Below are 22,795 nucleotides of genomic sequence, written 5' to 3' on the forward strand. Positions count from 1 at the left end.
TTATTATCCTTGTAATAATGCTTTTTTGACATTAGGGTCGAGTTCGTCTTGTTTAAGCAACCAGGCAACATAATCTTTTGGAATATCTTTGATTGGGGTCCCTTTATATTTCCCAAAAGGCATGATGCTAGGGATTTTTGCCGCCTCGGATGCTGTGTGCAAATCTTCGATATTTTGAATGCCTAACGAGGTAATAATGCTTTTTAAGATGAATCCGGTTAGAAGAACATCTTGCTTTGCATTGTGAGCATTACGAAGGCGTTGGCGAGCTATGTCATTTCCAGACATCAACATATAAGTTAATGCTGAAATATTATGAGCTTCCGCATCTGGCCAGACCTGACGAGCAAGTGCTAACGTACAAATTGGTTTTAATTTAGATACATCAACACCGCAGCGGGCGATAGCTTGAATGTCATAGTCAATGTTATGGCCAATGATGTATTCAACACTTTCAGGAAGTTTGAAGGTTGTATGCGGAGGCTTATTGATCAAGTCGGATTCAATAATATGATGCACAGCCATGGCGCCATAAGAAATTGGCGCTCCAACCGAGTAATGTTCATCAAAGGCTTGATCTGCAAATATTGAAGCTTCGCCGTTAACTAATTGAAATGGCACAAAAGCGATTTCTATTGGCAAGCCGTGAAGTGCATGTGTTTCTGTGTCTAAAATAATTGCTTTCATGCGGTCATTCCTGATTTAGCGAATTGGTCAATATCTTGTTTGGCGCGTTCAAGTTGGCTTTGTAGAATTACTAACAAAGAATCAATACCCAAATATTCACAAACGCTCATTACATCAAGCCCACGTTCGGCAATATAGTTTTGCAATTCATCTCGCTGGGTAGCAGTGATACCTTGATTATCGTTTGATGCTTGTTGATTGTTGTGGTTTAAACGTGTATCGATCTCTTTAGCGGCACGGTGCTTCTCATTGATAATTTGAATTATTTTATTTCTGGTTTCATCAAACTTTTGTACCTGAACATCCATGAGACTGTTTAATTCACGCTTTGCACAATATGACTCAATATTGATACCCGCCTGATTCATTAAACCTTCAAGTTCAAGAAATTGGTTGCCATCAATAGTGGCATTTGCTGAGCCAGAATTCAGCCATTGTTTTAGTAAAACGCCATCATTTTCGCTGAGTGTGTGTGGTTCGGAGAATAACCGGGAACGATCCTTTGTCGCGATTGCAAGATTATCGTGTGTGAGGTCTAGTACAGTAGAGAATTCATACTCAATACCATCACGTTGCTCAGCTTTCATTCCAACTTTTTCGACTTTCTTTTTGCCGTTATCATTAGTTTGAACAGTTTCCATTTTTGAGCGTAAAGTGACAATAATATTGATACTTGATTGAAGCATAGCATCAATAAATTTGCGATGGCGTGGCGTAACTTGACTCCAAGCACCCCAACTATTTCCCTTGAATGTTGTAGATGCCAATTTATCTACAATTTCGAGACAACCGCCAACACCAGACCATTCATGTGTAATGCTGTCAATGATCAAAGTGTCAAATCCAGCGCTCTCAGCAGCCTTTATGGCATCAATAAACTTTTCAGGGGAATAGGGTGGTTGAATATTTGCATGTTCAAATTCAACAATATCATCATACAATTCAGCACTACTGTTTTCGGTATCAGCAACCGCAATACGCCCACCAATACCTTTAGCTAAAAGTAACGCACCAAATGTTTTTCCTGAACCAGTAGGGCCAGCAACAGCCAATCGTAATTTGGCGTTTTTACGTTCAGCTTTTTTAAAAAAGACAGACATTATTCTTCTCCTTAATTATATTTTGCATTGTTATAAGCAATGCGCTGGTTTGCTGAATATCGATTGTGTTGAAAACACGGATTACTAAACATAATGGCCGCTTCTTTGCGCTGCTCGAACAGGCCTGCTTTTAAGTTGCGCACAATCCAAGCTTTCGCTTTGAGTTCTGCACTAGGCATTTTGTGAGAACCAGATTCGCGTTCTACAAAGACTGCAGTGATTTGCATGTCTGTTGAATATCTGTCCAGTAAATCCATTGAAGATCGTGATTACTTCGCTAAAGCATGCGGAACTACTTTGGGTAACTTGCAACAGATCATTTACGTCAACAAGAAATGTAGCGCTGAACTCGCAATTAATATCGATAAAGCCAGTAATGGCGAAGTTTCCTGTGACTTGTTGTGCCCAGGGGCTGACTTTAATTACTTACGAGCGCAAGCCTTAACTGCATAAATTCATTATCAAGTTTCACGAATTTTAAAGAAACGTGAAAAGAAACAAGGTTTCACATGGAAATATCAAAAGAGACAAAAACGGCGTTACACAAAATGATTCATCAATCCTTAGGCATTACCCCCAAGGATGTTGCTGATGTGATTGGTGTATCGCATAAAACTATTCTGAATTACGCGAATCCAAATATGGATGAGCATTTACCGAGTTTGAAAGCTTTTGAAGCGGTGCTGACCTACACACAAAACCCAGCAGTGCTAAAAGTTTGGGCACACAAATTGGGCTTAATGCTTGTTCCTGTAAAGCAGGCGACAGAAAAAGAGCATCAAGTGAGTGTTCTTGAGTCGTTGCTGCACCTGAACATTGGTAATGGCCAAATGAATAAACACGTGCATGACATTTTGGAAGATGGAGTAGTTACGCCGTCTGAACTGGACGAAACATTACTTTTGATTGAATCAATTGAGCAAGAATTGGCGTGTTTTCGTAAAGCAGTTCAAGGCGAAGCGGCCAAATATTTGTCTGCCATACAAACAGAAAAAGCCTGATTTCGTGGATCAGGCTTTAGGTATTCATAAACCTTGGAGTGAATGAACATGGTTAATTTAACAGAACATAAGTGCGCTGGCAATTGCTCCAATCACATGGAAGCTTGCTACATCGAAAAGAAGAAGCAAGTTGAGTTACTGCAAACAGAAGTTGCCCGATTGAATAACAAAAATTCAGAACTGAACTTGGAAAATACGCGCTTGCAGAAAATTATTGATTTGATGCATGAAGCTGAAAAACAAGAAGCAGGGCGGATTCAAGAGATCCATTCTTTAATCGTGGAGAGTCTTTAATGAAAGAACGTCCGATTTTATTCAATACAGCAATGGTTCAAGCGATTTTAGAAGGTCGTAAGACTCAGACTCGGCGCATCTTGCAATGCGATCATCCTGTAGTAACCGGTTTTATTCCAAATGGTGAGCATGGCTACTGGAAAGGAACAGCTAAAAGCGATGCGGTAATTCAGCAATATATTACAACATTCCCTTTTACCATCAAATGTCCATTCGGGATTGTTGGCGACCGTCTTTGGGTTCGTGAAACATTCCGCTTATATGATTCAGATGAATGTCCTCATGCTGATTTTCCATGTGGATGCCCAAGAAATGGCACACCTTTATTTAAGGCTTCTCATGATTGTGGGGATGGTGAGAAATGGACTCCATCAATTCACATGCCGCGCTCAGCAAGTCGTATTCTTCTCGAAATTACCAAAATTCGTGTAGAACGTTTGAATGATATTTCTAGCGAAGATGCAAAAGCTGAAGGTTTTGATTATTCATCACATCAATCTGCTATTGAAATGGGCTATGCAATTGGCGCTCGAACTAATTTTCGCCATGAATGGGAAGAAATTTATGGTCAAAATGCATGGAACAAAAATCCATGGGTATGGGTAATTGAATTCCAAGTGATTGAGGGTGGTGAGTAATGTATAAATATCTCCACCATATTGGTGACTTTATTGTTGATACCGCACACCTCACACCCCTTGAGGAGTGCTTCTATCGCCGTGCAATTGACTTGTATTATCTGAACGAAAAACCATTACCCAAAGAAACCCAGTCGGTTTTCCGTCGGTTACGTGCGATAACCCAAGAAGAAAGGGAAGCGGTAATAAATGTGCTTCAAGATTTTTTTGTTGAGCAGGAAGATGGATTTCACAATAAACGCTGTGATGCCGAAATTGCTGAATACCAGTTGAATGCAAACAAGAATCGTGAAAATGGTAAAAAAGGCGGTCGTCCATCCAAGAAAAAACCCGAAATTAACCCACTAACAAGTGGAGTAGTTAATAGTGAAAATCCAAAAGAAACCCACTCGGTTAATTTGGGTTCTGAAAATGAAACCCAAAAAAACCTTAACCGTAAACCGTTAACCGATAACCATATAAATACACACACACTAAGCGCAGACGAAAATTCAAAAATCGAAAATGCATGGAAACCCGAACCTGATTTTCTGCTCGCTGTGATTCAAACCAGTGTGGGTAATCAAGCACAGTCAGTCATCGACATGCCTGATTACGAATTTCACTTGGGTAATTTCAATGCGCATTGGGAAAACAAAACCGAACTCACTGAAAACCAACGCACCCGCAAGTTTGCCCAGTGGTTGATTCTTGAGTTTAAAAAACCAAAGTCCACGACCAGCCAAAAACCGAACGGCAGATCTAGCCAAGTGAACAACCGCAACGTCAACGACAAATGGGCGAATGAAACTAAACGGTTAATCATTAATATCCCGCCGCGATACTCTAAAACCGAAATTGCTGTGGTGAATTTCATGGCGTGGTGTTTTGGCAAAGTTCCAGACTGCGAGTTTATTCACATCAGTTATTCTGCAATGCTTGCTGCGAATAACGCCTTCCAGACACGGAATATGGTGGTTGAGCCAGCTTATAGCAAAGTTTTTCCTGACATGAAGTTGCGCGATGATAGTAAAGCCAAAGACAACTGGAGAACTGCTGCCGGTGGTGTTTGTTATGCCACAGGTACAGGCGGTACCATCACAGGTTTTGGTGCAGGAAAGCTGCGTAATAGTTTTGGTGGGGCAATCATTATTGATGATCCGCACAAAGCAGACGAAGCAACATCAAAAACCATTCGTGAAGGTGTAATTGATTGGTTTCAAAACACCCTTGAATCTCGTACCAACTCGCCAGATACACCAATCATCGTCATTATGCAGCGCCTACATGAGGGTGATTTGTCGGGGTGGCTTTTGGGTGACCGCGAAGATGGCGAGCCAATTGAAGGTGGCAATGGTGAAGTATGGGAACATTTATGTTTATCGGCCATTCAACCAGATGGCACGGCGCTATGGCCAGCAAAGCATTCAATTGAACGCTTAAAGGTAATGGAGCAGGCGGCGCCGTATGTATTTGCAGGGCAATATCGTCAGTTGCCTGCACCTCCTGCAGGTGGTTTCTTTAAGCCAGATATGATTGAAATTGTAGATGCGCTTCCTTCTGATTATTTAAAAGAGGTTCGCGCTTGGGATTTGGCTGCATCTGAAAATGAGGGTGATTACACTGCTGGGCCTCGGATGCTTAGAACTAAAGACAATATTTTTTACATTACCGACATGGTACGCGGGCAATGGGGACCAGATGGCGTTGAGCGCACCATTACTCAAACCGCCAAAATGGATGGCAATGATGTGTCGATTCGCTTGCCACAAGATCCGGGACAAGCAGGTAAATCGCAAGCCAAAAACTTTGTCACGAAATTAGCGGGTTTTGATGTAAAAGCCGAACCAGTTTCAGGTGACAAAATTACCCGGGCACAACCTTTTGCGGCGCAGGTCAATATTGGCAATGTGAAAATGTTGCGCGGTACTTGGAACAAGGCGTTGATTGAAGAATTGCGTTATTTCCCTAATGGCCTGAACGATGACCAGGTCGATGGATGTAGTGATGCGTTCAACGACCTAAATGAAGTTCGCATTCGCAAAAAACCTGCTACAGCCGGTAATCGAACATTCAACTAAACCTATCAACTTTAAGCGCTCCTTTCGGGGCGTTTTTTATGTCTGAGATTTAACTATGGCAAAGTCTAAAAAAGACAAAGCGTCAAAAAAGGCTTTGTCTGGTGGCAACTTATATTCACAAGAAGCGGTTTCAAGCTTGTTGCAAAAATGGGGGCGTTTACCGGATCTTGATGAGGTATTACGTAAAGCAGGTATTGCACGCCATCGCTTAGCGGTTCTGCTGGATGATGATGAAATTGCCCAAACCACAGAAACACGGCTTGATGCGCTGCTAGGTCAGCCGATTAAGCTTGAGCCAAGCGATACACCCCAAGCACTTCTGATTAAACAAGAGCTGGATGAATGGTTTCATGAAATTGCATCTTCATCCTTAAATGGCCTGTTCTTTGGTTATTCTGTACAAGAAGCGGTATATGTCGCTAAAGGGAATTACATTGGCTTGTTGGAAATTAAAGAAAAGCCAATGGAGTGGTTTGAGCCTAAGAACGATGGACGTTTGCTGTATCGACAAGACTGCTCGGGTACACGAACAACCATGGCTAACAATGTGGGTACTGAATATGCAGCATTATTTAAAGGGGTAGATACTTACTCTGGCGATAAAATTGTTGTTGAAATTTGGCGCTTACAACTCTCACCAGAAACCACATTCGATTTAATTAACGAAGATTTCTCATCTTACGATTTGACCGGTGATGCATTGGCAGATTCATCAAAATCCAACAATGCCGAACTTGGGCCGTTTGGTGTAATTGAGCGCTTCACAGTCTAAACAACAAATAAGCAGGCATAGGAACGGCGCATAAGCGTCTTTTTTTATGCCTGTTTTTAGGATTTATCATGAATGATTTTTTCTTGGCCAAGAATGCCACTTTAACGCTGAACTACAACAATCAAGACTTTGAAGTACGACAAGTGCAAGTAAAAGACTTTGATTTGTGGCTTAGTGTTGCTGAAGAGGTTAAAAACTTGGTGGACACTAAAAATTATTCAGATGAATTTTTACAGTCATTGTTTGAACAAGCACCAATTCAATGCTTGCAACTAGTGTCCATAGTGACGGACATTCCTGAGCAATTGATGTTGGATTGCATTCTTCCGGCACTCAAATTAGTGCTGACAGTAAATGAAGCTTTTTTCCACGAGCAAGCTGAAAAACAAAAATCTTCGCGTGGTCGCCGTAATCAGCAAAGTACATCCGATGAATCATCGTGGTTTGATTTATTTCAATTGTTGGTGCGGTATGGCCATTCGCATGAAAGCATCATGAATATGAGCTATGGCACATTTAAAAAGTACGTTTCGGCATGCATTAAACAGCAAAAAAATGAAGCGCTGGGCGATTTAAATACCATGCGTGTAGCACAACATGCCGATAAAAAAGGTGTAGAGCGTTATGTGGATAGTCTAAATATTACAGAGCGTTAATGAGTTGTTACATTGATTAACATTACGGCTTTTATTAGTATATGTATGAAATGCCTATAAAAGTGATTCTAATGAAAAAAATATTAATGTGTTTAGCTCTACTTATTTCTAGTTCGGCGTTTGCAATTGGCGACACCGATTCATTCTATTCTACTTCAGGTGCGCTAGTTCGGATTGGTGATACAGAGGCGGAATTGCTGAATAAAATGCGTGCACACCAAAGCCCAGCAATTGAGTGGGTGCAAAATAATCGCGGTTATTCGTTTAGAGCTGAAGTCTACACGTTTTCGATTGAAACCATGATTTATAAGGTCTACATCTCACAAGGTAAGATTTTTAAAATTACCTCTAATTATTCGTGAGGGTGTGGAAAATGAAATATATCATTATTGCAGTCGTTATTATTGTGTCGGGCCTTGGCTTCTATTCTTATAAATCTAGCCAAGCCAGCAAAGCCGAATATGCTCAGAAAATGGCGGATTATGAGAAGCAGCAACTTATGTCTGTTAAGGTTTCTGAATTAAAATCCAAAATTGATTTACGAGATCAGGATGCACTCAAACTGATTCAGTCTGCAAAACTAACAGTTGAAGATGCTACCTTTTACGAAAAAATCAATGAAAAATGGCAAGATGCAATCAAAGTAGCTGGGGCAACAGCAAGAATTAATCTTAATCAATCTGTTGATGGTTTACAGCAAATTAAGCGTGAATTAAGCGAGAAAGTAACTTCAAGTGATTGCGATAGCATGTCTAAAGACACATTACTTTTAGCTTACGATAAAACTATCGACTCTTATTTATCTTTTATGCAAAACAAGGAAACAGAAGCAAGCCTAAACCAATCTTCCAGCGATCAAGTGATGGCTGAAGCAAATAAGATATTGTCATACTGTAAATCTGCAAGTGGGACGTAAATATTATGAATTGTCCTAGCTGTAATTCAGGAAACACCAAAACATTCCAAATGGTGTACATGTCGGGCACAAGAAATGGAAAATCCAGCATGAAGGGTGTTGGTATTTCCACATCAGGAAATATTTCTTTGGGTGTGGGTGGTGGTAGCACATCATCACAATCGCTATTAGCTGCCAATTGCCAACCGCCTAAAATAAGCCAATTGCCGAAACTTGGTTTATTTGCGTTGATCTTTTTTGTATGGATTCCGCTTACTGGAATTGTGCTAAGTGCATTTTCAGCGCCAAGTTTTCTTAAGGGTGTCGGTTCTTTTATTGTTGGTGCTGTGCTACTTGGTTTGGCAACTTACGCCGTAATTAAGTTGTTTAACCATATTAGATTTAGCGGCAAAGAAAAGCTGCATGAATATGCTAATTCGTGGCTATGTTTAAAATGTGGAACAACCTTTTTACCACCAAATTTTAAAACAATATCGGCTGGAAAGACGGAAGTTGCACAGCTAACCAAGCAAATAGCAGAAGATGCGAAGCAGCTAAAGCAAGAACAGTCGAAAAGCATATTAGTGAGCGATACGGCATTTACACCTGTAATCAATGAGGAGCAACTTACGACTTGTTCGAGTTGCGGCAATCAGGTGAGTAAATCGGCTATTAAATGTCGGCACTGCCAAACAATGTTAGAAGAAGCACCCTAGGGTGCTTTTTTATTCGAGAGTGTTCTACCATAACGGCAAAGTTAAATCTCAAGATCGGATTGATGCTTTGAAGCTTACCGCATGAAGATATACTCGAAGAGCCTGAAATGGACTTGTTTGATGCGCCTAGTAAAGGGTTTGTTTAGCTATTAAATAGTTAGTCTATTTTATTTTGAAATTGCTCTAACAACTCATTCTGTTTTTCCACTTGCTCTTGTAGGTTTTTAATTATCCCAAATAGGCTTTTTAAATTCTGTAAAGAGTCCAGTGTATTTATGATTTGGTCATCTAGAATTTTTGGAAGTGCTGCGTTGTACACAAAGCTTTGTTCTAGGCGAGCAATAATGTCCGCATTCATTGAGCGGTTATGAGATTTTGCAGACTCAGCTATTTTACTTTTTAAATCATCCGACCAGCGAAGATTGTATTGCGTTGTTAAGTGACCGCTATCACTACTCATTAGAAACCTTATAAATTGAGTTATAACTCAATACATAATAATTCTATTAATCGGGTATTGACAATACTACCCGATCAATACTACTATTAATTATACCCGATTGATAGGATGTTTAAGTGGAATTACCTACCAAGCCAAAAAAAGGCAGAGCAACCCACGCTAAGGTTCAATATAACCTTAGAATTGATCCAGACTTACTAAATTGGCTTAAAGATCTAGGGTGTGAATATGAGCGACCAGTGAATTATTTAATTAATCACGCAGTAAAACAAATGAAAGAAGCAATAGAGAGTGCGAAAGCATGAAATTAACAGACAACAAAAAAGCCCCTGAATCTTGGCGGATGCGGAGCTTGATTGAATTGTCACTAAATAGGAAAAGTAACATGACAAGTTTAACACAAAACCAATTCAACACAAATGCTCAACCTTTAGTACTGGGTGGCTTCTCAATTCGCCAAGATGACGAAGGACGTTATTGCTTGAATGATTTGCATAAGGCGAGTGGCAGCGACAAGAAACATCAGCCTGCTTACTTTATTCGTAATCAACAAACAAAAGACTTAGTTTTAGAAATTGAGAATCCAAGTAATGGGGCATCTGCAAATTTGCAGACCCCCGCAATTGGAAAAATAAACGATGGTAAAAATAACGGCACATACGTTGTTAAAGAACTCGTTTACTCATACGCAATGTGGATTTCTGCAAAGTTTCATTTACAAGTGATTCGTGCTTATGACTCTTTGGTGATGGAGTGGCTGCTTAATGACAAGCAAACCATTTCACCAGACCAAGCAGGCATTCTTTACAACATTGTTCACACACGTGCAGCAGGGAATAAAAACCTAATTGTGCAAATGTGGAGTCGTTTAAAGAATCACTTTAAATATTCTGCAAGCTATCGTGAGTTAAAGGCTTTTCATTTTGAAGATGCTAAACATTATTTAGAAGTTATGGATTTGAAGGCTAAGAAAGAAACTGAATCAAGAAATGAAGGTGGTGTTAATCAAACCTCACAACCTTGGCAAGATGTGAATGTTCAGTTCTTAATGTGGTATGTGCCGAAGTTAGCCAAAATTATTAAAGATGACGTTTATCCAGCATTAAGGCTGTTAAGAAGTGAATATGCCGCACAGGTCATTGGCTATGCCCAAGAAGCAGTTTGCCATGCGAACGTTTTGAACAGAATTGCTCTAAACAATGGCATGACTCACTACGATCGTGTTGGTGGCCATCCAGTGCATACCTTGGAATGGTATTTGGATAAGTAGTTTTAAATGAATCAAAACCCACTTTCGAGTGGGTTTTTTATTGCCAAAATTTTGTAAGAGCCTCTCTTACAAATACGTTTTCTTTCAATCCCTGTTTTTGGATTCTAAGATTTAATAACACCCAAAGAAAAACCCCGATACGGCAAATATCGGGGTTTTTTAATATCAACCTAAAGAGTTAGGAGACATTAGCAATCTATGTCTAAAGATAACAAATTTTCTTTCAAGTTTCTAGGAGTAGTTATGGAAGCTATGAACTTAAAACCCGATAGTTTTGTAAAGGTGTTTTGGCATATCGCACTTATCACTGCATTTATCATGATTGTTTCGTTTTTAATTCAGTGTGCGAAATTCTATTTAGGAATGCATTAAATGATAAATATTGCAAAAACAAAGCGCACTTAAAACCGACCTTCAAATGGTCGGTTTTTTATTACCTAAAATTCGAGAAAATCATGGCTAAAGATTTAGTTTTTAAACTTGTAATGGATGCTGATGTTAAAAGCTTTGTGACCAATACAAAGCAGTCTGAAGCAACCGCAAAATCTGTATTTGAGTCAATCAAGCAGGAAGCTGAAAAATTACGTGCATCTACAGCAAAGGCAACCGAGCAAATTGGTAATATCATTCCACAGGGTACTGAAACCTTAGTTCATGCTTTAACTCAATCCCTAAAAGAAGCATCAAGAATTATCACGGAGTCTGGAAGTGACGCTGTGGTCGCTGCGAAAAATTTCGAGACACTCGGCGCCAAAGGTAATCAAGCACTCGTACAGATTGATAGAGATTTGATAGAGGCGAAAAATAATTTAGCTGAATTTACTAAAACAAGTGCGTCACCAAAAGATATTGAGTTAGCAAGACAGCGAGTCCAGCAATTAGAGCTAAGTATTGATCAAACACACGCAGCATTTCAGGAATTTCAAACAGTCGCTTCTAATGCAAATAATGAATTAAACAAAATAGGAACATCTGCCAATCAAGCAGCTAAAGGTGCACAGATAGCAGAATCAGGGTTTAACGTATTAAAAGCATCACTTGCTGCACTAGGTTTGGGCGTAACGGCAAATGAGCTTTTGCAAACAGCGGACGCTTACAAAAACTTAAGTTCACGTGTCCAAATTGCAATTGGCGAACATGGCAACTTAAGTCAAGCCATGTCTGACGTTGTAAATATTGCGCTTAAGACAAATTCAGACCTAGAAGCCACTGGAACGCTATACACCAAGATTACCAAGGCTGCTCAAGATTTAAATAAGGTTCAGCAGGAACTATTTAGTTACTCAAATAATGGCACCAAGCAGCTTAAAGTAAATCAGCAAGATGTATTGCAGATTACCGAAAGCTTAAACAAGGCTACACAAATTAGTGGCAGCACGGCGCAAGCAACTGAAGCATCGTTGTACCAACTAGGCCAGTCATTATCTACAGGTGTTTTGCGCGGAGAGGAATTTAACTCTGTATTTGAAGGTACACCAAGAATCATGCAGGCCATTGCAGATGGTTTGGGGGTGTCTACAGGGCAGCTTAAGAATATGGCTGATGCTGGCCAACTGACAACAAATGTTTGGTTGCCTGCATTTCTAAGCCAAGCCAATAAGTTAAATTCGGAATTTGCCAAATTTCCTTTAACGATAGGTACCGCAACCAACAACCTAAAAACATCATGGGCGGTATATCTAGGTGAGCTAGATAAGACTTACGGAATTAGTGCAAATGTGGCAAAAGCTATTCAGCTTATTTCTGAAAACCTTGGAACATTGGCCAGTGTTTTAAAAATTGCAGCAGAAGCCGCGATTGCCTATAAAGCAATTGATATTGCTCAATCGCTTATGGCTAAAGCAAATGCTGCAAATATGGCTAAAGTTGCCTTGGCAACCGAAACACAAGCGATTGTTGCTAATACTGCTGCCAACTTAGCCAATGCAAATGCTGCAAAGGTAGCGGCGGCAGCGCATAATCAAGTTTCACAAAGCACATCAGGGTTAGCCCCTACCTTTACAAGTGTAACTGGTAGAGTAGCTGGGTTTTTAGGCAGATTGGGTACTTATGGCGCTGTTGCAGGGGGTGTTGTCTTAGGCGGTAAAGCTATAGTAGATAGTCTAAAAGAAACAGGTAATTGGCTAGGAGAATCAGTTGCTAAGTTTGCTTTACATCGCCAAGGATTAAAGACTGTTGAAGAAGCCGAAGCGGAACTTGCTGCACAACAAAAAAGAAGCAAAGTAGCAGCTGAAGAAGCTGCGGCAACGAAACGCCGTGATGCTGCTGCGGCCGAATTGGCAAAAAATGCGGCTTTAGGTCTAAATGATGCATCTAAAAAGGTGGTTGCAAACTTTGATCAGCAAGTACAATCGGGAACAAAAGTCACTGAAGCATTAAAAGGTGTTGCAGAAGCTTTTAGTTTTGATAGCACAACGGGCATTAATAATGGCATTACTGCGCTTATGGCATTACAGGCGCAAGGCAAGGCAACAGGGGAGCAAGTTAAAAAAGCCTTATCAGGTGCGCTAGATGGTCAAGATCTTGTTGTATTTGAGACCAACTTTTCAACAGTTGGGGCAAAAATTCAAAATGAGATGGATAAAACCAATGCTGAGTTAAAGCAAAAGCAACAGGCGTATAACGATTGGAACAAAGCATCATCTAATTTATCGTATAACGATTGGGTTGCACAAAGCCAAAAATATAAAGATGGTATTGCAGCAACTCAAGCAAAGGTTAGTTCACTTCAAACCCAGTACAACAACACCATTCAAGGTGCTGCAATGGTGCATGGTGCTGTTTTAGACCAAGCCATTAAACGCACAGGTATTAGCTATGAGGAATTGCAAGGCAAGTCAACCAAAGCCTTTGTTTCGGCCAGCAACGATACCAATTTGCTAATTGGTGATTTGGATAAACTCAAGGCGGACGGCGTAGATACTGGGCGTTTATTAGGCTCAAGCCTAGGTAATGCAATTAACACAGCAACAAACCAGTCTGAGCTAGAGGGGTTAAAAAACAAAGTTAAGGGCTTGCGTGGCGAATTGGGTGAAAAGGTAACTGATGGTTTGCTTCAACAAATAGATCAGAAAATGATTGATGTTAAAGCAGCAACCGATGCATCTTTACCTGGCATTAATTCCGTGGCTGAAGCTTATAAAAAGTTAGGCGTACAAACCAGTGAGCAAGCTAAAGTTACGTCTCAAGGTTATATTGATGCATTTAACAAAATGCAAAGCAGTGGTAAGGCTACAGCAGCACAGTTGAAGCAAGCGTTAATCAATATGGCTGATCAAATCTATGCTTCAGGTGACCGTGGCAAGATTGCTTGGTATGAAAACCAACTGGCCATTAACGGTTTAACCTCCAAAGTTGATGAATTCGGAAAAGCCTCTGTTTCATCGTTAAATGACGTTTCTGCATCTGCAAATTCCACCGCCCAAAGCTTCTCATCCCTTGGTGATCAAGCCGAAACCGATGCAGACCGTGCAGCATCGGCATGGGAAGACGCAGCAGACCGTGTCGATGGCGCAAAAAGCGCAATGGACAAAAAAGGTGGTGGCAGTAGCGACTCATCTTCAAGCACCGGCGGTAGCGTTAGTGGACTTTGGTACACCAAGGAGAATGTTGAACAAAAGCTGAAAGATATTGGCTATAGCGACACACAAGCGTATGAAATGTCTAAAAAGCTTTATGACCAATCCAAAGGCGGTGGCGCACTTGGAGCAACCAGAGCAAGTCTTAGCTATTACGCGCGGCAAGGCATTGCAGCTGCTGATACTTTTGGGCCGAACATGTCGAACACGGCCTATATTGATGAACAGCTAGAGAAATACCGCGACAATTTGATGCAAAGCAAAGCATCAACCGAAGCGGCCACCGCTGCTGCATCGAATGCCACAAGCTCGGCAGGGCCAACCAAAACCATCAAACTGGAAGGCCCTGACGGACAGAGCGTACCAATAACAACTCCAGCGACACAGGCAGACACGCTTGAAAGCATCTTAGGGCAACTTGGACGACATAAAAGGAGTTCTTAAACATGAATTTAACCCGCATTAAAACAGGCGAAACCGTCCATTTAGAGGACGGTTTTTTATGGTCTGATGAATTTGATTGGCAACCGATTAAACAGCAGCTTGATTACGCCGTTGACGGTACACCTATCGTGCAAGAAGGTAAGAAGAAAGGCGGTCGCCCGATTACGTTGTTATCTAAAGATGCATCGCAAGGCTGGATCCAACGCAAATATTTAAACCAGCTTCACGATTGGTCAATTGCTCAAGCCGAGCAATTCACACTGCAGTTTACTTACCCACACGATACACGCTCATTCAAAGTGATTTTTAACCACGAAAACACGGCGTTTGAAGCAACACCGGTGAAAGAATTTCCGACCGTGTCGGAAGATGATTATTACAACGTAACTTTGCGTTTGTTGGAGTTCACACGCGATGCCAATTGAAACAAATAACCTCGTCATTTACGGCGCACAGCGTAACACCGACACCGATGACGGCGGTGGCCAGTACAATGGTCAACAAATCAAAGACGGTGATAGCAATAACCTGTTTGATGATATTTCTGTACTCGACCGCACCATGGGTGATGTGTCGATGCGTAAGTGTTTTCCTGCGGTAAATACCAATGACACCGATAAACTCATGGGTGCAGTGGCATATATCGCTAAAAACCCTGCCGATCCAAATGTGTCTGTGAGCCTGTTTTCTACCAAAGACTGGACAGATAAACGTAGTAGCGCACAAAACCGTGTAGAAAACTATTTGGCGAAAGGTGGTCAAGCGGCAGGGACCTTGCTCGACACGGCATATAAAGGCATGAAGCAAATTCAAACTGCGTTGTTTACCTCTGAAACCGCTTACACGGTAGGTACAACACTGGTATTGGCACAAAATGAAGGTAAAAGCACACAAGCGATTCAGTTTGTACGTGTAACCGCGGTTACAACACGTATTGCTAAAATGGTGATCGATCAAAAAGAAGTTGAATATCAAATTGCAACATATACAACCCAGACGGCGCTTGAGGGTGATTTTGTCGGGCTGTCGGCGAAAGACTGGTACAACGGAGCAACATCACAAACGCTATTACGTGAAACCCTGGTCGCCGACACAGGTAAGTACTATGCATCGGTGAATATGTCTGAAGATGCCGCCGTGGGTGATACGGTTATTACCGGTGATAGTGCTTATATTCAAATTATTCCGAGCGCTGAAACTGAAATTCCAGTTGTTGATGTCAGTGCATCGGGTGAAAGCATTTCTTTGGTTGCATCAAACACCAATGCAATTACCGTGACTCGATCGGTTGATGTCAGTACAACTCAAGCTTGTTACATTGGCTGCGCCGTTCTGCCAAACAGCTTTAGTTGTACTGTTTTTCAAGCAAAACTAACTGATAAGGGCGGGCAGCTAGTTGATTCAAGTGGTACTGTATTTGGTACGATCAACTATCAATACGGATTAATCAACTGGACGAGTAATGCCGGCACAGGCACAGCAAACATTGATTTTGTGTTTCAGCCGGCGGCCACACCGTCACGCCCACAAGAAACACTTTTGATTCAAGTCACAAAGGACAATCGCTCACTCAACTGGATTCAAACTTTAGCGCCCATTCCTTCGCCAAAATCGCTTAAAGTCTCTTATGTGGCTTTGGGCAAGGTGTATACGCTTTGGGATAACGGCTCAGGTGCGCTGATGGGCACAAGTAGCGATTTTGGTACCGGCACCATTAGCTATGAAACTGGCACTATGCTTTTAACATGCGGTGCATTACCCGATGTAGGTTCAGGCATTTTAATCACTTGGGGAGAAAATCTGCATTTGTATTCACGTGCAGATATGCCAATTTCTAAAGCGTATCTTGATCTTACGTTTAGTGCTGACAATATTGCCGCAGGCTCTCTTGTGGTGACTTGGCTCTATAACGGCGTAACAAAAACCGCAACCGATGATGGCACAGGTAATTTTACCGGTGATGCAACTGGCAGCATCGATTACGGTGCAAGTACCGCGAAATTTATGCCCAACCAATTGCCAAACGGTGGTACCACGTTCAATATTGCTTATCAAAAAGGCCAGAAAGCCACGTTTGAAGGCAACGGAACGGTAGGATCGGAAATTAGCATTGATGGAACAGGCGCAATTAAACCCAATAGTGTTGCAATTGCGGCATCGTTTAGTGGCTATGTGATTGATGATGCGAATGCGTCAGGTACAGTTCATACATTGAACTATAAGGATGTTCCCACTAGTAGCACACAAGGCAATCTTGTGCGGACCGATACTGGCCAAGTACAGGGAACAATTAACTATAGCGACCGCAGCATTAAATTAAGCCCGTCAGTGGGTGCGTTTAAATCAATGATCGTCTATCAGTTTGTTTCTGCAGAACGCCCAGAAGTAGCAAACACACTGAAATTTAAAACCACTGAAACGCCGTTAAGTGATGTGTTTACGGTGTCTGTGAAATATCGTGATACGTCTAATGCGACCAATGGTAGTGAAACAACAACCGGCACAACATTTCAAATTGACTTAACCGAAGGGTATGCAGAAACCATGCTAAGTGGTTCTATCCGCTTTTTACTCGGTGGTTCTGTATATTTAGATCGAGGAGGATTGTTGTATCGTGACCCTGACGTTACAACTGGCGCAGGAACTTATGCCGGCACAGTGCAGTATTCAAACGGACTGGTAAAAATCAGTTCATGGAATAGCGGTGCAGATAACAGCACAAGCCTGCAAGCCCTTGTGACCACGATGGATAAACTGGTTACATCACACATTGGATTTCGCTCGAGTGTTATGCCGCTTCGCCCCGAGTCGGTGACGATTCGTGCAACTAAGGCGGACGGCGGTACCATCTCGGTGATACCGGGCACTGATGGCAAGATTGATACTGAAACCGCATCCGGTTGGTTCAATTGGGATTACGGCATGGGTGAAATTACATTTCGTACAAAAACCCAAATTACCGAAAGTAACCGCGCCACGATTGAAGCTTATGACTGGTATGACCAGCGCTATGAATATAGCGAAAATAGCAAAACCTACATTAATGTGCCGATTTGGGTTTTATCTGACTCAATTGTCTATAACGCCGTGGGCTATAGCTCAATTCCACTTGATGAGAGCATTTTGGGCTTATCGGCAACGCGTTTACCGACCGATGGCCGTGTGCCAATTTTCCGAACTGGCGATATTGCGGTGATTAGCTCGTCTAAATCGTTCACGTTGCCAGACTACATTGCAGGCAAGACCTATGCTTTAGATGACCAGCGTATTTCCTATTGCGAGCTTGAGGATTCAAAAGGCACAAAGCTTGATACGTCTATGTATACGGTGGACTACGACTACGGCAAATTTACTTTAAGCGGTGACTTTGCGCTCGGTTCGTTGGTTGCGCCGTTGTCGGCTTCGTATCGCTATCACGACATGGGTGTAGTGAGTGATGTGCAGATCAATGGGCAGATCACTTTAAATAAGCCGGTGACACATAAATACACTGCCGCCGATTCGGTGGTGGGTTCAGGTCTGGTGATTGGCGACATGTATGCGCGTTATACCGGAAAGTTTGTGGATGCGACTTGGAACAATGTTTTCAACGACAGCGCAACAAATGGCAGTATTTCGGCCAATTACAACGATACGCTGTATCCACTGATTGTGACGAACAATGGTGCCATTCAAGAGCGTTGGGCGGTTGTTTTTACAAGCGGCACAAGCTTTCGAGTTGTGGGTGAGTACAGCGGTCAAATTGCCACAGGTACCATTAATGATGATTGCGCGCCAATGAACCCAGTGACCAATGCGCCGTATTTCACAATCAAAGCATTGGGCTGGGGTGCTGGTTGGGCAACAGGCAATGTACTGCGGTTTGATACCAAAGCGGCAACTTACCCAATTTGGTGTATTCGTACCGTGAAACCTTCCGAACCAACCACCATTTCCGATTCGGCTCAATTGATGCTGATTGGTGATATTGACCGAGTTGTTTAAATAATTTGACTTATGCCCACGTAATGTGGGCTTTTTATTGGATGAAAGATATGGCAGCAGAAACAGACGTTCAGTTCTTTAGTCACCTAAATACCCTTTGCCCACAATTAACCAATGATTGGGGCTGCATGATCAAGCTGCTAGATGCTTGTTTGGTTAATGGCGTGATATTACCCACAATTACAAGCGCGAGTGTTGAGGCAGGCGGGAATATTACCGTTAATTTTAATGCAGCACATACGTGTTTACTTTTTCAATGCGTGACACTTGCAGGCTTTAGCCCTAGTGCAATGAATGGGAAATATCGCATTGTTGGTGTGCCGACAACAACGCAATTAACGCTTAGTTCTAATTTAAGTGCACAGTCGGCAATCAGTGTCGGGACTGCTAAATTATCTCCGTTAGGCTATGAAATCATCTTTACTGCAAATACAAAGCGTGTTTATCGTGCATTAAACCCGACAGCACAGCATCCTTACATTCGAGTTGATGAAAGCCGCGCAAGCGCCGATGGTGCAAGTGTTTATAATGATAGCTATGCAAAATATGCGATGGTTGGTTTGCTTGAAAGTATGGACGATATCGATGATGTAAATGATCCGAATGTTTTGCAATTGCCTTTTGATCCAAAAGACCCCGATAAAAATTGGACGATTTCAGGGACAGGGGCAGGTGTGACAAGAGGACGGGCGAAATGGTATTGGGCGCGATCTACTAATGCGTATGCGTCTGGAAGTGATTCAAGCGCACCGGGTAGTGGGGTGAGAAAGTTTACACTGTGTGGAAATGTAAAAGCATTTTACTTGTTAAATGAAATGACTCCTGCCGATAGTCATAAAGTTTTGAGTGGTTGCGGTTTATATGATGCGACATTAAGTGACCTGGTTGTACCAAGCTGGTTTTTAATGTCGATACTCGATACAGCAACAAATTCAAATTATGATTTTTCTGCAGGTGATGTTGGTGGTACACCGATTAGCTCGGATAAATCCATAGCTAGTAAGTTTTATGTTCCTAAATGCAATTCAGCAAACCCAATACAATCGAATGATGTGGCCTATTCAATCATTCCTGACGGTAAAACAGGAAAATCAGCAATTTACAGTGCAAATAATATTGCAGCACTGCAAATACCATTTTATGACGCATCAAAATACCTAAGAGGAACATTGATGCATGTTTATTATGCTGGTAATGCGCTAACACTAACAACTTCAACCCCAATGCTTGCAGACAGTTCTATGTATGTGTCAGATTCAATCGTGATTCAATCCGGGCAGAGTGGAGCGGGTGGTTGTTACTTTTATTTGGGTGAGATGGAATGACAAAACCAGCATCAAGAATGGCAATGCGCTCATCAAATCTAATGGATGTAAGCTATACATATAACTTTGGCCCTGACAATACACCGCGTAAAATAGCAGGAACAGTTAAAAAATTAGGTAGTAATTATCAAAATGCAACCGTTGCTGTTTTTAGGAAGTCAGATTTACAGTTGGTTGCATTAAGAAAGCCTGACAGCAATGGTAATTATTCGATCAACGGCTTAAATAAAGATGTGGTGTGTTTTGTAGTTGCTTTTGACTCTGCCAAAAAATACAACGCCGTTATTCAAGATATGGTGGTGCCAAAATGAGTACACTTCCAAGCCTTAGCGCAAGTTTAGCGATGCTTACATCATTGTCCGCATTCATCGACCAGGGTAGCAATTTCGCTACCCTTGTTTTTTATAGCGATAGCAAACCAACAAGCACAGACGCGGCGGCAAATGACAGCAAAGCATTAGTCACGCTTTCATTGCCAAAGCCTTCATTAAAACAGGTTAATGCTGACAGTATTGATTTAAAGCCAACAGACACGGCGATGGTGAAACAAGCAGGCACGGTAGTTTGGGCACGTCTGTATAACGGTAATGGGCTTGCTGTCATGGATTTTGCGGTAGGTAGCGATATTTTAATTGCAAATACAGAGTTGGCTGTAGGTGGTGCTTTAAATCTAACATCAATTAAGCTTAAACCCAATTTAGGTGGCTAAGGAGGGTGCAATGTGGGTGTTATACCAGATGACTTAGACAGCTTACATATCATTTTAAATTTTGAAGAACTTGCTACAGGTTCAACAGATTTAGAATTTAAAGACGATGCCACGGTTGTTACAACAGGAACGCTTGAATCCTACATCGATTTGAGTGTTTTAAGCGAAAGTCAGGCAATTGATGTTAATGCTGGTCAACTTGAAACAAGTGTTAATTTAGGTGTTTTGGCTGAATTAACGGACGGCAAAACTATTGTCTCAGGCACGTTAAATGCCTATGTCGATTTGTCTTGTATCAGTGAAACACAAGCCAACTTTGATATTAATTTTATTCTTGGTTTAAGTTTAAGCTTAACAACGGAATATCAAAAAGCCACGGCGCACGTACAGCCTTTGGCGATACCATGGCAAAAAGCAGTATTAAAGGCGCATAACAGCGCCTTTTCTTTTGCCCGCAGTTTGGGTTTAAGCGGCGGTGTTTCAGTTGAATATGAGCGCACTATTTCTCTTGGCCACACTATTAAAACTGTATTTGAGCAAGCTAACCGCTTGCAGCAATCTGTTTTTGTGCCATGGCAGGTCGATAAAGCGATTCGTAATAGTCTGACATTGCCGTGGGATGTGACCAATCAAACTTACCAAGATGCTGTACTTAGTTGGGTTGAGTTGGATCATCGGCGTAAACAGTTCACGTACGCGCATGAAGCGGCCAAAGCCATCGAAAAGCATTATGTCTTTGAGTTTGATAAAGGCTTAGAGCTAATAACGGCGAGCGCATTGGTATGGGATGAAGGCCGGGCAATCTATTACCGAAAACACAAAGTTGAACCTTGGCCAAAACCAACCACGCCCGATTATATCGGTTCGACCGATTTAGATTTTCAATGTTTATGTATTGATGTGGATGCACACAATGTCATTTTAGATTTTGGCAACGATGATTGTATTCCACAAATTGCACCAGTTGAGGGGTGGCATATTGTGAATGATGTACAAGTTACACGGGCCGATACTGGCGAAGTGGTGCATGTGTTAAGCGGCAGCGTGGGTTCGGATCGGTCTAAGTGGTGTTGGGATTTTAGCTTAACGGTTCCCGATAGTCAGATTGATAAGACACGTAGTAGCGATGGTAATCCTGTTATTTTAGTTGTGGCCATCAACGGTAAAAACTACAGAATGTTGGTAGAGGATCGCTCGCAGTCCATCCAGTTTGGTAATCGTGTTTATACCGTCACAGGTCGAAGTCCAACGGCGCTACTTGATACGCCAGCATCACCGACACGCACGTTTTTGCAAGAAAACGAGCGTACGTCAGTGCAGTTGGTACAGGCTGAATTAGACCGGGTGAGTAGCACGTTGGCCCTGAACTGGCAGCTCATTGATGAACTTGGTTGGATTGTGCCAGCGCAAAGTCTGTCATATTCAAATTTAGCCCCGATTGCTGCAATTAAAATGATTGCTGAAGCTGGTGGCGGATTTATTTACAGCGAGCCTGAAAGTGACACGTTAAGCATCAAGACGCTGTATAAGAAAACCTATTGGGATGCAATAGAAATGTCTGAGTATGACCGCATTGTGCCTTCATCCTTGGCCGTGGATATTGGCATTAATGACACGCGCTATCCTGAATATAATTCAGTGTGGCTGACCAACGATAAAACAGGAGATACATATAAGGTTTTAAAAACGGGTACAGATGGTGCAACGCAGTATGAAACGCAAAATAATCCGCTTTATACCGCGCCGTCTGCATTTGGTAACGCCGGTAAAGCGTTTTTGGCCAAAGCTGGCTTAGTTGAAATGCATACGTTCCAAATGCCAATTACACAAAGCGTTGGCCATTGTGAATTGGGTGAAGTCTTTGCATACGATGGTCAGTGGTGGGGCATTGTAGATAGTGTCAGCATTGCTTTTTCGTATGAGAAAGTAATTCAAACAGTTGCGGTAGAGCGAGTTGTGACAAATGAGTAATCCATATCAAAAGCTTCTAGATTTACTGCCAAAAACGCCTGAATTTATCGGCACAATTACCTATGCAAGTCATCCGAACTACAAAGTTTTGGTGGTCGATGGCACGGGATTATTACTGTGCACCAGCTCCACACAATTTAGTGTTGGCAACCGTGTGTTTGTAGCCGGTACCGAAATTAAACGTTCGGCACTTGCAGGAACAGTTGCCACAATTGAAGTTTAAATGAGTTTTTTA

General features: G+C 41.9%; 22 protein-coding genes and 3 pseudogenes. 21 read left to right on the forward strand and 4 right to left on the reverse strand.

The features are described 5' to 3' along the window. Positions 1–3: 3 nt before the first annotated feature. The 3 genes from I2F62_RS05535 to I2F62_RS05545 are packed head-to-tail and all read right to left on the reverse strand — an operon-like array spanning position 4 to position 2,014. Positions 4–687, reverse strand: a complete 684-nt coding sequence (locus I2F62_RS05535; RefSeq protein WP_324626027.1) for a putative quorum-sensing-regulated virulence factor — start codon at positions 685–687, stop codon at positions 4–6. Further along, positions 684–1,787 carry an ATP-binding protein gene (locus tag I2F62_RS05540; RefSeq protein WP_324626028.1) on the reverse strand — a complete coding sequence of 368 codons (1,104 nt, stop codon included), beginning with the start codon at positions 1,785–1,787 and terminating at the stop codon, positions 684–686. The genes I2F62_RS05535 and I2F62_RS05540 overlap by 4 nt, the downstream gene beginning before the upstream one ends. A gap of 11 nt (positions 1,788–1,798) precedes the next feature. Then, positions 1,799–2,014: a hypothetical protein gene (locus I2F62_RS05545; protein WP_324626029.1), complete on the reverse strand. Its 216-nt coding sequence runs from the start codon at positions 2,012–2,014 to the stop codon at positions 1,799–1,801. Between I2F62_RS05545 and I2F62_RS05550 the strand changes: the two genes are divergently transcribed. The 11 genes and pseudogenes from I2F62_RS05550 to I2F62_RS05600 all read left to right on the forward strand — a co-directional run bounded on the left by I2F62_RS05550 (position 2,013) and on the right by I2F62_RS05600 (position 8,819). Next, positions 2,013–2,240: a hypothetical protein gene (locus tag I2F62_RS05550; protein WP_324626030.1), complete on the forward strand. Its 228-nt coding sequence runs from the start codon at positions 2,013–2,015 to the stop codon at positions 2,238–2,240. The genes I2F62_RS05545 and I2F62_RS05550 overlap by 2 nt on opposite strands. Positions 2,241–2,296: 56 nt before the next feature. Further along, positions 2,297–2,788 (forward strand): phage regulatory CII family protein, encoded by a 492-nt coding sequence (locus I2F62_RS05555; protein WP_324626031.1) that lies wholly within the window; start codon positions 2,297–2,299, stop codon positions 2,786–2,788. A 48-nt stretch (positions 2,789–2,836) separates the two neighbouring features. Further along, positions 2,837–3,082: a hypothetical protein gene (locus I2F62_RS05560; protein WP_324626032.1), complete on the forward strand. Its 246-nt coding sequence runs from the start codon at positions 2,837–2,839 to the stop codon at positions 3,080–3,082. Next, positions 3,082–3,720 (forward strand): hypothetical protein, encoded by a 639-nt coding sequence (locus tag I2F62_RS05565; RefSeq protein WP_324626033.1) that lies wholly within the window; start codon positions 3,082–3,084, stop codon positions 3,718–3,720. Before I2F62_RS05560 ends, I2F62_RS05565 begins: the two co-directional genes overlap by 1 nt. Then, positions 3,720–4,217: pseudogene (locus I2F62_RS05570) on the forward strand (YdaU family protein); the annotation flags it as partial. The gene I2F62_RS05565 and the pseudogene I2F62_RS05570, both read left to right, overlap by 1 nt. 279 nt (positions 4,218–4,496) lie before the next feature. Beyond that, positions 4,497–5,780: pseudogene (terL, locus tag I2F62_RS05575) on the forward strand (phage terminase large subunit); the annotation flags it as partial. Between the two features lie 55 nt (positions 5,781–5,835). Then, positions 5,836–6,294: pseudogene (locus I2F62_RS13175) on the forward strand (phage portal protein family protein); the annotation flags it as partial. 326 nt (positions 6,295–6,620) lie between these two features. Beyond that, a complete protein-coding gene (locus I2F62_RS05585) occupies positions 6,621–7,208 on the forward strand; it encodes a hypothetical protein (protein ID WP_324626035.1) in 588 nt (195 codons plus the stop codon). A 71-nt stretch (positions 7,209–7,279) separates the two neighbouring features. Beyond that, complete coding sequence (locus I2F62_RS05590) at positions 7,280–7,570, forward strand: hypothetical protein (protein ID WP_324626036.1); 291 nt, start codon at positions 7,280–7,282, stop codon at positions 7,568–7,570. An 11-nt stretch (positions 7,571–7,581) separates the two neighbouring features. Continuing rightward, a complete protein-coding gene (locus I2F62_RS05595) occupies positions 7,582–8,124 on the forward strand; it encodes a hypothetical protein (RefSeq protein ID WP_324626037.1) in 543 nt (180 codons plus the stop codon). A gap of 89 nt (positions 8,125–8,213) precedes the next feature. Further along, on the forward strand, positions 8,214–8,819 hold the full coding sequence (locus I2F62_RS05600; protein WP_324626038.1) for a hypothetical protein: 606 nt from the start codon (positions 8,214–8,216) through the stop codon (positions 8,817–8,819). 157 nt (positions 8,820–8,976) lie between these two features. On the opposite strand, the gene I2F62_RS05605 is transcribed toward I2F62_RS05600, so the two are convergent. Next, positions 8,977–9,279, reverse strand: a complete 303-nt coding sequence (locus I2F62_RS05605) for an Arc family DNA-binding protein (RefSeq protein WP_324626039.1) — start codon at positions 9,277–9,279, stop codon at positions 8,977–8,979. A 116-nt stretch (positions 9,280–9,395) separates the two neighbouring features. On the opposite strand from I2F62_RS05605, the gene I2F62_RS05610 reads away from it, so the two are divergent. The 10 genes from I2F62_RS05610 to I2F62_RS05655 all read left to right on the forward strand — a co-directional run bounded on the left by I2F62_RS05610 (position 9,396) and on the right by I2F62_RS05655 (position 22,783). Then, entirely contained in the window at positions 9,396–9,584 is a 189-nt protein-coding gene (locus I2F62_RS05610; RefSeq protein WP_324626040.1) for a DNA-binding protein, read from the forward strand. After that, positions 9,581–10,549 (forward strand): KilA-N domain-containing protein, encoded by a 969-nt coding sequence (locus I2F62_RS05615; protein WP_324626041.1) that lies wholly within the window; start codon positions 9,581–9,583, stop codon positions 10,547–10,549. Before I2F62_RS05610 ends, I2F62_RS05615 begins: the two co-directional genes overlap by 4 nt. Positions 10,550–11,004: 455 nt before the next feature. After that, complete coding sequence (locus tag I2F62_RS05620) at positions 11,005–14,571, forward strand: tape measure protein (protein ID WP_324626042.1); 3,567 nt, start codon at positions 11,005–11,007, stop codon at positions 14,569–14,571. Positions 14,572–14,573: 2 nt separating this feature from the next. Continuing rightward, a complete protein-coding gene (locus I2F62_RS05625) occupies positions 14,574–14,996 on the forward strand; it encodes a hypothetical protein (protein WP_324626043.1) in 423 nt (140 codons plus the stop codon). Beyond that, positions 14,986–18,555 carry a hypothetical protein gene (locus I2F62_RS05630; protein ID WP_324626044.1) on the forward strand — a complete coding sequence of 1,190 codons (3,570 nt, stop codon included), beginning with the start codon at positions 14,986–14,988 and terminating at the stop codon, positions 18,553–18,555. The genes I2F62_RS05625 and I2F62_RS05630 overlap by 11 nt, the downstream gene beginning before the upstream one ends. Positions 18,556–18,596: 41 nt before the next feature. Continuing rightward, positions 18,597–19,880, forward strand: coding sequence for a hypothetical protein (locus I2F62_RS05635; RefSeq protein WP_324626045.1), 1,284 nt, complete (start codon positions 18,597–18,599; stop codon positions 19,878–19,880). Further along, positions 19,877–20,191 (forward strand): hypothetical protein, encoded by a 315-nt coding sequence (locus I2F62_RS05640; RefSeq protein ID WP_324626046.1) that lies wholly within the window; start codon positions 19,877–19,879, stop codon positions 20,189–20,191. The genes I2F62_RS05635 and I2F62_RS05640 overlap by 4 nt, the downstream gene beginning before the upstream one ends. Further along, the gene (locus tag I2F62_RS05645) at positions 20,188–20,589 is read left to right on the forward strand and encodes a hypothetical protein (protein ID WP_324626047.1); all 402 of its coding nucleotides are present in this window, start codon (positions 20,188–20,190) and stop codon (positions 20,587–20,589) included. The genes I2F62_RS05640 and I2F62_RS05645 overlap by 4 nt, the downstream gene beginning before the upstream one ends. A 12-nt stretch (positions 20,590–20,601) precedes the next feature. Further along, positions 20,602–22,560 carry a hypothetical protein gene (locus I2F62_RS05650; RefSeq protein ID WP_324626048.1) on the forward strand — a complete coding sequence of 653 codons (1,959 nt, stop codon included), beginning with the start codon at positions 20,602–20,604 and terminating at the stop codon, positions 22,558–22,560. After that, complete coding sequence (locus I2F62_RS05655) at positions 22,553–22,783, forward strand: hypothetical protein (RefSeq protein WP_324626049.1); 231 nt, start codon at positions 22,553–22,555, stop codon at positions 22,781–22,783. The genes I2F62_RS05650 and I2F62_RS05655 overlap by 8 nt, the downstream gene beginning before the upstream one ends. Positions 22,784–22,795 lie beyond the last annotated feature (12 nt).

Source organism: Acinetobacter sp. MD2(2019), from assembly GCF_035615615.1.
Taxonomy (GTDB): Bacteria; Pseudomonadota; Gammaproteobacteria; order Pseudomonadales; family Moraxellaceae; genus Acinetobacter.